Raw genomic sequence first — 12233 nt, forward strand, 5'->3', positions numbered from 1 at the left:
AATCCGCCGCGAAGCGGTAAGAGAAGATGGAGCATGGCACAGGCCGCGCCTCCCTGCGGGCCTGTTGCTTCCTGGTCGGTTAATCGATGCGGGTTTTGACGATAAAGAAGTAGCACAGCGCCCCGGCGAAGGTCACCCCGGCGGCGATCACCAACGCCAGATTGAAAGAATGGGTGGTATCCACGACCCAGCCGGTGACTATCGGCGCGAAGGAGGCAAACACAAAGCTGCCAAAGTTCTGGATCGCCGCCACCGACGCCACTTTATGCTCTGCCACCAGCACCTGTACCAATCCCCAGGCCGAGGTGCCAGCGAAATGGACGCAGAACAGCGCCATGGAGATAAACGCCACCGCCTGGGTCGGCGTGGACGATTGCACCACCAGCAACGTTCCCAGCGCCGACAGCACCAGACCGGCAACGATCGCCGTTTTGCGGGTTTTCGCCAGATCGTAGCCTCTGCGCGCCAGGGCGTCGACCACCAGACCATTGACCCACATCCCCACCGCCGCGGCGAGGAACGGGATCGCCGCCACCCAGCCGGTGCGGGCCAGGCTTAACCCCTGCTGAGCCTGCAAATAGCCGGGCAGCCAGGCGATATACAGCCAGCCGGTATAGTTCACCCCGGAGAAGCCGAGGATCATCCCCCAGGTGGTACGCCGTTTAAACAGCGCCAGCCATTCGCTCAGTTTCAGCGCCGGCCGGGCCGCCTCCTCGCTGGCCAGATAGCGTTGCTCCTCCTCCTAGAGGGTAAATTGCCGCCGGTTACGGTATCCCACATACCAGCACAGGCCGACCAGAATACCGGCCAAACCAATCACCACAAACATTGTCCGCCAGCCCCAGGCCAGCTGCATGATGACCAGGGCCGGAGGGGCAATGGCTTGCCCCAGCACCGTCGAGGAGTTAAATATCCCCACCGCCGTGCCGCGCTCTCTTTGCGCATACCAGTCGTTGATCGATTTCACGCCGGCGGGCATAAACGGCGCTTCACCGATCCCGAGGCCAATGCGCAGCAGAATAAAATGCGAGAATGAATTGACCATCCCGGTCAGGGCCTGCATCGCAGACCAGAATATCAGCCCGGCGCCCAGCACAACCCGCGGTCCGAGGCGATCCAGCAAAATGCCCGAGGGCAGTTGCGCGAAGCCATAGGAGAGCGAAAAAGCGGAGAGCAGCACCCCGAACTCGGTGGCGCTCAGACCCAGATCGGCGCGTATCGCCTCCCCGGCGACGCTCAGGGAAGAGCGGTCAAGAAAGTTAACGATCCCGGCGATAAACAGCAGCGTCAGGGTGATCTTCTGCACCCGACGGATGCGCAGCGGCGTCGCGCCCGCCTGTGGGGCAAATGTCTCAATAGCCATCGTGATTCCTTACAGAGTCATAACCCAATATGATGTCTGATAAGTAAGGCAACAGGTCGACTACCATACAAGAATTAGGGTTTAAAAAAGTGGCAGGGATCACACAAGACGGGTTTACGCTCGTCCCCAGCCCGCCACGATGATCAGCATGCCGCACAGGGCGATGGCCGCGCCCGCCCAGTCATAATGGGTTAATTTGACCCCATCAACGACCCGCAGCCAGAGCAATGCGGTACAAACGTAGACGCCACCGTAGGCGGCATATACCCGCCCGCTGGCGGTCGGATGGAGCGTCAGGAGCCAGACAAACAGCCCCAGAGCCAGGCCGGCGGGGATCAGCAGCAGCGGCGTGGCCCCGCGCTTTAACCATAGCCACGGCAGATAGCAGCCGACGATTTCACACAGGGCGGTGGCAAAGAACAGCAGCGTTGTTTTGAGCATTAAAAGATTCGTAAAAGAGACAAAGCGTTGAACTATTCTACGCGATAATAGCCCTTTCCCTACGCTGTTTTGTCGGCTATGCCCGGCAAAATAGCTGTAGTAAACTTAACCTGAGGGTTAACCCATCACTTAAAGGAAATCGTGATGAACATGACACTGAACAAACGCTGGTGCCTGACCGCCATTCTGGCGTTAAGCGCCGTCGTCTATACCTCCAGCTCGTTCGCGGCCACCGACCGGCTGGTGATTGAGTCCGGCGACAGCGCGCAAAGCCGTCAGCAGGCGTCGATGGAAAAAGAGCAATGGAACGACACCCGCAGCCTGCGCCAGAAGGTGAACAAACGGGCGGAAAAAGAGTGGGACAAAACCGATGTCGCCTTTGACGCGCAGGATAACTGCCAGAAGAGCGCCAACGTCAATGCCTACTGGGAACCAAACACCCTGCGCTGCCTTGACCGCCGCACCGGCCGGGCGATCAATCCCTGAGCACGCTGGCGCCTGCGGGCGCCGCCTTTCAGTCCCCTCTTTTCCGCTTTGACCACAGGAATTCCCATGACCGACGCGCTACACGTCAGACTCCGCCCCCTTGAGCGCGAAGATTTGCGCTTTGTTCACCAGCTCGACAACAACGCCAGCGTGATGCGCTACTGGTTTGAAGAGCCCTATGAAGCCTTCGTTGAGCTTTCCGATCTGTACGACAAGCATATTCACGATCAAAGCGAGCGTCGCTTTGTGATCGAATGCAATGGCGATAAAGCCGGACTGGTGGAGCTGGTGGAAATCAACCATGTGCACCGCCGGGCCGAATTTCAGATCATCATCTCACCCGACTTCCAGGGAAAAGGCCTCGCCACCCGCGCCGCGCGGCTGGCGATGGACTATGGCTTTACCGTGCTCAATCTGTATAAGCTTTATCTGATTGTGGATAAAGAGAATGAAAAAGCGATCCATATTTACCGCAAGCTCGGCTTTATGGTCGAGGGTGAACTGATCCATGAGTTTTTCATTAACGGCGAGTACCGCAACACCATCCGCATGTGTCTGTTCCAGCATCAGTATCTGGCGGAACACAAAACGCCGGGCCCGTCTCTGCTGAAGCCGACGGCTCAGTAATAATCAATGCGGTTTTTAATCGTGTAGTGACGGGTCAGCGGCGGCTGGACGCTTTCATCGATCACCTGCAGCTCACAGCTCAGCGGATTGTCATGGCGATCGTAGTCGCAGGTCTGGCGCACCGTGCCCAGCGTGCGGTCGTTGAAGGTGCTGATGGCGGTATAGTCCATTTTCTTGCGCGGATCCTTCGACGGCGTGGAGGCGACGGTAAATCGCTCCTCTTTGGCGGTGGTGGTTTTCCCCAGCGGATAGCCATCGCTGTCGTAACGGTAGGTGGCGGTAGTCTCTTTGCCGCGGGCGCTGATAATAAAGCCGTTATCATCCGTTTCCCAGCTCACGCCGGTGGCGGGCATCTCCGCCAGCTGACATTTCCCCTGCAGACGCAGCCGCTTTTCATGGGTGCGGCCATCGACGTAATAGTTGGCGTCCAGCAGCAGCGTGGCGCCGGTGTTATTCTCCACATCCTCCAGCGTCAGCAGATCGAAACATCCCTCTTTTGACAGCTGCGCGCTCACCTTCTTGACCACCACATCGTGTTCGTCCAGTAACGTCTGGCTAAAATCCTTCACCGGACCGCGCAGCGGATCGAACTCAAACTCATTGGAAAAACTCGCCATCTCCGGGGTGAAGGCTTCCGGGGCGCTTTCGCGGTCGCACGCCGTCAGCAGCAGCGCGGTCGGGATTAGCCAATACAGTCTTTTCACAGATGATTCCTTTTGTGTACATCCAATCATATTAGCAAATACAATTGTTTACACCAGTTCTGCTATGCTTAAATCTGGATACCATCGATAAGGAGCGTAAGATGAAACTATCCCTCTGGACAGGCGCCGCGCTGCTGCTGTGCTCCACGACCGTGCTGGCGGCCCCCGACTCCTGTGAACGGGTCAAAAATGATATTCAACAGAAGATCATTAACAATGGCGTACCGGAAACGGCCTTCAGTCTGGCCATCGTGCCAAACGACCAGGCGGACCAGCCCGGCGCTCAGGTGGTGGGTCATTGCGCCAACGACACCTTCAAAATCACCTACACCCGTAACAGCGACAGTCCCGCCGAAAACGACGCTCAGTAAGCCCGCCTCGCTTTCAAACGAAAGATCTTATCCCTGCATTGACCAGGGATAAGATCTGCCGGCGACCCATAACGTATTATCGCTCACCCCGGCGTCTGTTAAAGACGCGGCGGCCCTTCTCCGCCCAGCATAACTATCATGGAGTGAGCAATGTCGAATCAGGAATCTTCCGGCGGCGTCACCCGACGCGCGCTACTTAAATCCACAGCCCTCGGTTCTCTGGCGCTGGCCGCCGGCGGGCTTCCCCTGCCCTTTACGCTGCGCAACGCCGCGGCGGCGGTACAGCAGGCTGCCGGCGACAACACCCGGATTGTCTGGGGCGCCTGTTCGGTCAACTGCGGCAGCCGCTGCGCCCTGCGGCTGCACGTGCGTGATGATGAAGTGGTCTACGTGGAAACGGATAACACCGGCGACGACCGCTACGGCGATCATCAGGTCCGCGCCTGCCTGCGCGGGCGTTCGATTCGCCGGCGCATCAACCACCCGGATCGCCTTAACTATCCTATGAAGCGTGTCGGCAAACGCGGAGAAGGCAAATTTGAGCGTATCAGCTGGCAGGAAGCGCTGGATACCCTTGCTGACCGTCTGAAACGCGTCGTCGCGCAATATGGCAACGAAGCCGTGTACATTAACTACTCATCAGGAATCGTCGGCGGGAACATGACCCGCTCCTCGCCTTCCGCTTCGCCGGTGGCGCGGCTGATGAACTGCTACGGCGGCTCGCTTAACCAGTACGGTACCTACAGCACCGCGCAGATCGCCTGCGCCATGCCCTACACCTACGGCAGTAACGACGGCAACAGCACCTCGGATATTGAAAACAGTAAGCTGGTGGTGATGTTCGGCAACAACCCGGCGGAAACCCGTATGAGCGGCGGCGGCATTACCTGGTATCTGGAACAGGCCCGCGAGCGCTCCAACGCGCGGATGATCGTTATCGATCCGCGCTACACCGATACCGCCGCCGGTCGCGAAGATGAGTGGATCCCCATTCGCCCCGGCACAGACGCCGCGCTGGTCGCCGGTATCGCCTGGGTGTTGATTAACGAAAATCTGGTGGATCAGCCGTTCCTTGATAAATACTGCGTCGGCTACGATGATAAGACGCTGCCGGCCGGGGCGCCTGAGAATGGCCACTATAAAGCCTATATCCTCGGCGAGGGCGACGACGGCGTCGCCAAAACGCCGCAGTGGGCTTCGCGTATCACCGGCATCCCCGCCGATCGCATCATTAAGCTGGCGCGCGACATCGGCATGAGCAAACCGGCCTACATCTGCCAGGGCTGGGGGCCGCAGCGCCAGGCCAACGGCGAACTCTCCGCCCGGGCGATCGCCATGCTGCCGATCTTAACCGGCAACGTCGGCATCAACGGCGGCAACAGCGGCGCCCGCGAATCGACCTACACCATCACCATCGAGCGTCTGCCGGTGCTGGAAAACCCGGTGAAAACCGCCATCTCCTGCTTCACCTGGACCGACGCCATCGCTCGAGGCCCGGAGATGACCGCCACCCGCGACGGCGTGCGCGGCAAAGAGAAGCTGGATGTGCCGATCAAGTTCCTGTGGAACTACGCGGGCAATACCCTCATCAACCAGCACTCCGACATCAATAAGACCCACGAGATCCTGCTGGACGAAAGCAAGTGCGAAACCATCGTGGTCATCGACAACTTTATGACCTCGTCGGCGAAATACGCCGACCTGCTGCTGCCCGACCTGATGACCGTTGAGCAGGAAGATATTATTCCCAACGATTACGCCGGCAATATGGGCTATCTGATTTTCATCCAGCCCGCCACCTCGGCGAAGTTTGAACGCAAACCGATTTACTGGATCTTAAGCGAAGTGGCGAAACGGCTCGGCGACGATGTCTACCAGCGTTTTACCGAGGGACGCACTCAGGCGCAGTGGCTGCAGCATCTGTACGCCAAAATGGTGGCGAAAGATCCGGCGCTGCCGGCCTACGATGAGCTGAAGCGAATGGGCATCTACAAGCGCAAGGACCCGAACGGCCACTTCGTCGCCTATCGCGACTTCCGCCGCGATCCTGAAGCGCATCCGCTCAAAACCCCGTCCGGCAAAATTGAGATCTACTCCAGCCGGCTCGCCGAAATTGCCGCCCGCTGGCAGCTGGAGAAGGACGAAGTCATCAGCCCGCTGCCGGTCTATGCCTCCACATTTGAAGGCTGGGACGATCCGCTGCGCAGCCAGTATCCGCTGCAGCTGTTTGGATTTCATTATAAGGCGCGCACCCATTCCAGCTACGGCAACGTGGACGTGCTGCAGGCCGCCTGCCGTCAGGAAGTGTGGATCAACCCGCTGGACGCGGCAAAACGCGGGATTAAAAACGGCGATCTGGTGCGGGTGTTCAACCAGCGCGGCGAAGTCCGGCTGCCGGCGAAGGTGACGCCACGCATCATGCCGGGCGTGTCGGCGATGGGCCAGGGCGCGTGGCACGACGCCAATATGGCCGGGGACCGGGTTGACCATGGCGCCTGTATGAATACCCTGACCACCCATCGCCCGTCGCCGCTGGCGAAAGGGAATCCGCAGCATACCAACCTGGTCGACATCGAGAAGGTTTAAGGAGTAAACCATGAGCACGCAATATGGATTCTTTATCGACTCCGCTCGCTGTACCGGGTGCAAAACCTGCGAGCTGGCCTGTAAGGACTATAAGAACCTGACTCCGGAGGTCAGCTTCCGTCGCATCTATGAGTACGCCGGCGGCGACTGGCAGGAGGACAACGGCATCTGGCAGCAGAACGTGTTCGCCTATTACCTCTCCATCGCCTGTAACCACTGCGCCGATCCGGCCTGCACCAAGGTCTGCCCGAGCGGAGCGATGCACAAGCGCGAAGACGGTTTTGTGGTGGTGGATGAAGAGGTGTGCATCGGCTGCCGCTACTGTCATATGGCCTGCCCGTACGGCGCGCCGCAATACAACGCCGACAAAGGCCATATGACCAAGTGCGACGGCTGTTATCAGCGCGTCGCCGAGGGGAAAAAGCCGATCTGCGTCGAGTCCTGCCCGCTGCGGGCGCTCGATTTCGGCCCCATTGCCGAACTGCGCGCTAAGCACGGCCAGCTGGCGGCGGTGGCCCCGCTGCCCTCCACGCACTTTACTCAGCCGAGCATCGCGATCAAACCTAACCGCAACGCCCGGCCGTGTGGCGATACCACCGGTTATCTGGCAAATCCGAAGGAGGTGTGAGATGGGAAGCGGATGGCAGGAATGGCCGCTGGTGCTGTTTACGGTACTGGGGCAATGCGTGGTCGGCGCGACCCTCGTCAGCGGTCTGGTCTGGCTGGCGCTGGCGGACCAGCGCGAAGCGCGGCAGCGGCTGGTGCGCAGCATGTTTTTTATCTGGCTGCTGATGGGGATCGGTTTTCTCGCCTCAGTGATGCATCTCGGTTCGCCGCTGCGGGCGTTTAATTCGCTGAACCGCGTCGGAGCCTCGGCGCTGAGCAACGAAATCGCCAGCGGCGCCTTGTTTTTCGTCGTGGGCGGATTCTGGTGGCTGCTGGCCGTGCTGGAAAAAATGCCGGCGGCGCTGGGGAAAGTCTGGCTGGCGATCGCCCTGCTGTTGGGGCTGGTGTTTGTGCTGGCGATGACCTGGGTTTATCAAATCGATACCGTGCCGACATGGTACACTGGCTACACCACCAGCGCCTTCTTCCTGACGGTACTCCTCAGCGGGCCGCTGTTCGCCGCCCTGCTGCTGCGAATGGCGAAAGTCGACGTTAACGTCTGGTTTATTGCCGGGCTGAGCGTGGCCGCGCTGGTCATCAGCGCCGCGATTATCGTGATGCAAAGCGCCGGGCTCGGCGCCATTGACAGCGCCGTTCAGCAGGCGGCCACCCTGCTGCCGGATTACGGCAGACTGCAGGCCTTACGTCTGATCCTGCTGGCGCTGGGACTTGGCTGCTGGCTGTGTCCGCTGATCCGCCGTCAGCCGCCGCGCGCTGCGGGGCTGTTGGCCGGTCTGTTGCTGGTCCTGATCGCGGAATGTATTGGCCGCGGCCTGTTTTATGGGCTCCATATGACCGTCGGTATGGCGGTTGCCCGTTAATGAGACGGCGCGCCGGCGCGCGCCGCAGAAAGGAATAAGTGATGATGCCGTTCCCTCACCGCGACGCTGTCGCCTTAAGCGCCCGTACCCTGGGCGCGTTGTTCTCTTATGCGCCGAATAGCCCGCAAATCGCGCCGCTGGTGGCCGCCTTCCAGGACGGCAGCTGGCAGCAACAGTGGCCCTTCCCGGTTGCCGCCCCGCTGGCATCGGGGTTTGCCGCGTCGGTTGAAGAGTCGTTGCCGGAAGCCTGGCAGCGCCTGTTTATCGGACCGTGGGCCCTGCCGGCGCCGCCATGGGGATCCGTCTGGCTGGATAAAGAGTCGGTGCTGTTCGGCGAATCCACACTGGCCCTGCGCGAATGGATGCGCGCGAACGGCATCGCACTGGACGCCGAACGCAACGAGCCGGAAGACCATTTCGGCACCCTGCTGCTGGCGGCGTGGCTGTGCGAAACGGAACAGGAGGCGTTGTTTGCCCAGCTGCTGGCCTGGCATCTGCTGCCGTGGTCCGGGCGCTTCCTGAGCGTCTTTGTCGAACATGCCGCCCACCCCTTCTACCAGGCGCTGGGCCAGCTGGCGCAGGCGACCCTGGCGCAGTGGCAGGCAGGCCTGCCCCTCGCGGTGGCGGAAAAGCCGCTCTATCGCTAATCCCTTTGCCGCGCCGGGAGTCGGCGCGGTTTCCTTGCTGGCTCCCCTCTCCGTGCCCCGCACTTATCGCTTTTGCATATAAGTTTATTCCCTATCACAATAAGGCCATGTTTTCCCAATCTCGCTGTGACCGATGCACCGTCTTCATCCCTATCCTGATGTGCAGGTGATGTTTCGTCGCCTGCTGATCGCCACGCTGATTGGCCTTCTCGCCGCCCTGGCGGTGGCCCTGTTTCGCCATGCCATGGTGGTGCTGGAAACGCTGTTTCTCGGTAACGACAGCGGGAGCCTGGTCAACGCCGCGCAGTCGCTGCCGGCGTGGCGACGGCTGATTACCCCGGCGCTGGGGGGACTGGCGGCAGGGGCACTTCTCTGGCTGTGGCAACGACGCCGCGTTGCCCGCCCGCACGCCGCCACCGATTATATGGAAGCCCTGGAGACCGGCGACGGTTGCTTCGATACGCCGGCAAGCCTGGTGAAGTCGCTGGCCTCGCTGCTGGTGGTGGTCACCGGCAGCGCGATTGGCCGGGAAGGCGCCATGATCCTGCTGGCCGCGCTGGCGGCCTCGCTGTTCGCCCGCCGCTTCACGCCGCAGGCCGAATGGAAACTGTGGGTCGCCTGCGGCGCCGCCGCCGGGATGGCCAGCGCCTATCATGCTCCACTGGCCGGCAGCCTGTTTATCGCTGAAATTCTGTTTGGCACGCTGATGCTGGCCTCGCTTGGGCCGGTAGTGATCTCGGCAGTGATCGCCCTGCTGCTGACCCAGTTTCTCAACGGCGGCGCCGCGCCGTTGTACCATGTCGTCCTGCAGCAGGATCTCAGCGCGCTGCACTATGGCCTGATGCTCGCCACCGGACTGCTGGCCGGACTGTGCGGGCCGCTGTTTATCTGGCTGATGGAATACAGCCACCGCGGGTTCGTCAGGCTGAAACTGGCGCCGCCGTGGCAGCTGGCGCTGGGCGGTCTGATCGTCGGCGGCTTATCGCTCATCACGCCGGCGGTGTGGGGCAACGGCTACAGCGTGGTGCAAAGCTATCTGCTGCTGCCGCCGCCCGGCGCGCTGCTGGTGGCGGTATTCCTGTGCAAACTGCTGGCGGTGCTGGCCAGCAGTGGCTCCGGCGCGCCGGGCGGGGTGTTTACCCCCACGCTGTTTGTCGGCCTGGCGATGGGCATGCTATTGGCCCGCTTCAGCGGGCTGTGGCTACCGGGGGAGCAGGAGATGGCTATGATGATGGGACTGACCGGCATGGCGGCGTTTCTTGCCGCCACTACCCATGCGCCAATCATGTCGACTCTGATGATTTGTGAGATGACCGGGCAGTATGTGCTGCTGCCCGGCCTGCTGATCACCTGCGTGGTGGCGTCGGTGCTGTCGCGGACGTTACGCCGGGATTCGATCTATCGCCATCACGTTGCCGAGCATGTCTAAGTCGACGTAGCGGCTTAGCTCACGCTGTTCGGCGCGCGGCAGATACGGTAGCTCGCCAATGAGCGGCGCCGGCAGCTTTTTGCTGAGCACATCGATGATTTCGGCGTAGTGCGCCAGACCGGGGTTGATGCGGTTGGCCACCCAGCCGATCAGCGGCAGCCCGTCATTGGCGATCGCCTGGGCCGTCAGCAGCGCATGGTTGATGCACCCTTCCTGGATCCCCACCACCATCAGCACCGGGAGCTGCTCCTGTACCACCCATTCGGAGAGCGGTCGCAGGTCGTTCATCAGGCTGCGCCAGCCGCCGGTGCCTTCAACCACCACGTGTTCAACCTGCCCGGCCAGCCGCTGCAAACCATCCGACAGCAGACCGTAGTTGATCGGGCAGCTGTGCGCCACGCTGCTTTCGTCTTCGCTTAAGGCGATGGGATTGACAGCCTCATAGGGTAACGCCAGCGTGGAGACGCTCTGCAGCACCAGCGCGTCTTTATTACGCAAACCGTCCGGCGTCTCTTTGCTGCCCTTCGCCACAGGCTTGTACCCGGCCACGCTTTTGCCTCTGGCAGCAAGTGCCTGCAACAGCGCACGGGAAACCACTGTCTTCCCGACAGAGGTGTCTGTACCTGTAATAAAGAAACGCTTAAACATCACTAACCCCACAGTTTTGTCGATGAAATATACGGGAGAGAAATAATCAACAGTGGGCAAAGTCTACGTGAAGCCGCTGGGGGTCAGCTTGAGATAGCGCAATTTTTGGTGTGACTATGAAAAAATGTTAACCCTGTAACAGTCGTATGAGTAAGGATCCGTTATAGAGCGCATCCTTGACCAGCGCCGCGCCAGCCATCGTTCCGCGGTTGGAGAACTGGGTGCTTTCAACTGCGATATGCTGGCTGTAGGCCGGGAGTGATTGTTGCCGAATGCAGCTGGAAATTGCCGGAAAAAGAATGTCTGCCGCCAGGTTAAACGGCGAGCCGATCAGGATTTTCTGCGGGTTAAACAGATTGACCATGATCGCCAGAATGCGACCGACGTGATGACCGACGCCGCTGATAATGTCCCGGGCCAGCAGGTCGCCCTGCAGCGCCGCCTGGCACAGCCACTCCACGCTCAGCGGACGCTGATGCAGCAGCGAGCTCATCGACTGCGCCATCCGCATCTGCGCCAGCTCCAGCACGCTCTCCACGCTGGCGATCGTTTCCAGACAGCCATGGTTGCCGCAGTAGCAGCGTTTGCCGTAGGGGTCGACCTGGGTATGACCGATCTCCACGAGGCTGCTGCTGCCGGCGTGCAGCAGACGTCCGTCGGTGATAACCCCGGCGCCGACGTTATGATCGATCACCACCTGAATGACGTCCCGGGCGCCGCGCGAGGCGCCAAACAGCGATTCCGCCATGGTCCAGGCGCTAATGTCATGCTGAATATAGACCGGCACCCCGGTATGGTTGGCCAGCGTTTCGCCCAACGGGACGTCTTTGACCTCTTCATAAAACGGCATGCGATGAATAATGCCGTTTTCGGTATCAATGATACCCGGCATCGTTATGGCGATGGAGGTGAGGCGTTCCAGCTTCTTCTGGTGTCGAATAAAGAAGCGATCGATATGGTCGATAATCCGCGTCAGAAACGGCGTGCTGTCGGTCAGCGCCAGCTCCAGCTGCTCCTCCACCACCAGCTGGCTGCTTAAATCGCGCAGCGAAAGGTGGATCTCGCCGCGGCTGATACGCACCGCCAGATAGTGCCAGGCCTCGGTTTCCACCATCAGACCCACCGCCGGGCGCCCGCGGCTGCCGGGCTCCTGAATCTCGGTCTCCTGCACCAGATGCGCTTCCAGCATCTCGCGGACAATTTTGGTGATGCTGGCGGGCGCCAGTTGCGCAAATCGGGAGAGGTCGATACGCGATACCGGGCCGAGCTGATCAATCAGGCGATAGACGGCGCCCGCATTGGTCTGCTTAATTTGATCGATATGGCCTGGTTGACTATCCGCTACCACCATTGACTCCCTTTATTTTCGCGCTTCGAAATAAACTTTCGGCTATGGTGAAGCACTTCGATGGTGAACGTCAAATTTTTGCTTAGCCTTGTGATT

At 60.4% G+C, this 12233-nt stretch carries 12 protein-coding genes and 1 pseudogene; 8 read left to right on the plus strand and 5 right to left on the minus strand.

The window, feature by feature from the left end; translation table 11 throughout:
- Positions 1-79 precede the first annotated feature (79 nt).
- Together ACOI6Z_RS12960 and ACOI6Z_RS12965 are read right to left on the minus strand one after the other, a co-directional pair.
- A pseudogene (locus ACOI6Z_RS12960) lies at positions 80-1363 on the minus strand (MFS transporter).
- Between the two features lie 114 nt (positions 1364-1477).
- The gene (locus ACOI6Z_RS12965) at positions 1478-1840 is read right to left on the minus strand and encodes a YnfA family protein (protein WP_072140454.1); all 363 of its coding nucleotides are present in this window, start codon (positions 1838-1840) and stop codon (positions 1478-1480) included.
- A gap of 108 nt (positions 1841-1948) precedes the next feature.
- Here ACOI6Z_RS12965 and ACOI6Z_RS12970 point away from each other — a divergent pair, with 108 nt between their 5' ends.
- Positions 1949-2290, plus strand: a complete 342-nt coding sequence (locus ACOI6Z_RS12970; RefSeq protein ID WP_004206035.1) for a DUF1283 family protein — start codon at positions 1949-1951, stop codon at positions 2288-2290.
- A 66-nt stretch (positions 2291-2356) separates the two neighbouring features.
- Positions 2357-2917: a spermidine N1-acetyltransferase gene (gene speG, locus ACOI6Z_RS12975; RefSeq protein WP_004206037.1), complete on the plus strand. Its 561-nt coding sequence runs from the start codon at positions 2357-2359 to the stop codon at positions 2915-2917.
- Here the strand turns inward: speG and ACOI6Z_RS12980 are convergent.
- The gene (locus ACOI6Z_RS12980; protein ID WP_023289554.1) at positions 2911-3621 is read right to left on the minus strand and encodes a YnfC family lipoprotein; all 711 of its coding nucleotides are present in this window, start codon (positions 3619-3621) and stop codon (positions 2911-2913) included. The two genes, speG and ACOI6Z_RS12980, sit on opposite strands and share 7 nt — an antisense overlap.
- Positions 3622-3722: 101 nt before the next feature.
- On the opposite strand from ACOI6Z_RS12980, the gene ACOI6Z_RS12985 reads away from it, so the two are divergent.
- The 6 genes from ACOI6Z_RS12985 (at position 3723) to clcB (ending at position 10141) form a co-directional block, all read left to right on the plus strand.
- Complete coding sequence (locus ACOI6Z_RS12985; protein WP_004206039.1) at positions 3723-3992, plus strand: DUF1161 domain-containing protein; 270 nt, start codon at positions 3723-3725, stop codon at positions 3990-3992.
- 150 nt (positions 3993-4142) lie between these two features.
- Positions 4143-6578: a selenate/tellurate reductase subunit YnfE gene (gene ynfE, locus ACOI6Z_RS12990; protein ID WP_065812485.1), complete on the plus strand. Its 2436-nt coding sequence runs from the start codon at positions 4143-4145 to the stop codon at positions 6576-6578.
- Between the two features lie 10 nt (positions 6579-6588).
- Entirely contained in the window at positions 6589-7206 is a 618-nt protein-coding gene (locus tag ACOI6Z_RS12995; RefSeq protein ID WP_065812484.1) for a DMSO/selenate family reductase complex B subunit, read from the plus strand.
- A gap of 1 nt (position 7207) precedes the next feature.
- Positions 7208-8065: a DmsC/YnfH family molybdoenzyme membrane anchor subunit gene (locus tag ACOI6Z_RS13000; RefSeq protein WP_420687404.1), complete on the plus strand. Its 858-nt coding sequence runs from the start codon at positions 7208-7210 to the stop codon at positions 8063-8065.
- A gap of 41 nt (positions 8066-8106) precedes the next feature.
- Positions 8107-8712, plus strand: a complete 606-nt coding sequence (dmsD, locus tag ACOI6Z_RS13005) for a Tat proofreading chaperone DmsD (protein WP_060590796.1) — start codon at positions 8107-8109, stop codon at positions 8710-8712.
- A 133-nt stretch (positions 8713-8845) separates the two neighbouring features.
- Positions 8846-10141, plus strand: coding sequence for a voltage-gated ClC-type chloride channel ClcB (gene clcB / locus ACOI6Z_RS13010; protein ID WP_064154666.1), 1296 nt, complete (start codon positions 8846-8848; stop codon positions 10139-10141).
- Here clcB and bioD read toward each other — a convergent pair.
- On the minus strand, positions 10094-10789 hold the full coding sequence (gene bioD / locus ACOI6Z_RS13015; RefSeq protein ID WP_023289548.1) for a dethiobiotin synthase: 696 nt from the start codon (positions 10787-10789) through the stop codon (positions 10094-10096). The two genes, clcB and bioD, sit on opposite strands and share 48 nt — an antisense overlap.
- A gap of 127 nt (positions 10790-10916) precedes the next feature.
- The gene (gene mlc / locus ACOI6Z_RS13020) at positions 10917-12137 is read right to left on the minus strand and encodes a sugar metabolism global transcriptional regulator Mlc (RefSeq protein WP_048298665.1); all 1221 of its coding nucleotides are present in this window, start codon (positions 12135-12137) and stop codon (positions 10917-10919) included.
- Positions 12138-12233: the final 96 nt, after the last annotated feature.

It is taken from the genome of Klebsiella sp. C239, from assembly GCF_048822715.1.
Classification (GTDB): domain Bacteria; phylum Pseudomonadota; class Gammaproteobacteria; order Enterobacterales; family Enterobacteriaceae; genus Klebsiella; species Klebsiella quasipneumoniae.

Bases quoted from the DNA above. Each gene is read 5' to 3' on its own strand.
- bioD (WP_023289548.1), bottom strand. From the start codon at position 10,789: ATGTTTAAGCGTTTCTTTATTACAGGTACAGACACCTCTGTCGGGAAG.
- ynfE (WP_065812485.1), top strand. From the start codon at position 4,143: ATGTCGAATCAGGAATCTTCCGGCGGCGTCACCCGACGCGCGCTACTT.
- ACOI6Z_RS13000 (WP_420687404.1), top strand. From the start codon at position 7,208: ATGGGAAGCGGATGGCAGGAATGGCCGCTGGTGCTGTTTACGGTACTG.
- ACOI6Z_RS12995 (WP_065812484.1), top strand. From the start codon at position 6,589: ATGAGCACGCAATATGGATTCTTTATCGACTCCGCTCGCTGTACCGGG.
- clcB (WP_064154666.1), top strand. From the start codon at position 8,846: ATGCACCGTCTTCATCCCTATCCTGATGTGCAGGTGATGTTTCGTCGC.
- dmsD (WP_060590796.1), top strand. From the start codon at position 8,107: ATGATGCCGTTCCCTCACCGCGACGCTGTCGCCTTAAGCGCCCGTACC.
- speG (WP_004206037.1), top strand. From the start codon at position 2,357: ATGACCGACGCGCTACACGTCAGACTCCGCCCCCTTGAGCGCGAAGAT.
- ACOI6Z_RS12985 (WP_004206039.1), top strand. From the start codon at position 3,723: ATGAAACTATCCCTCTGGACAGGCGCCGCGCTGCTGCTGTGCTCCACG.
- ACOI6Z_RS12970 (WP_004206035.1), top strand. From the start codon at position 1,949: ATGAACATGACACTGAACAAACGCTGGTGCCTGACCGCCATTCTGGCG.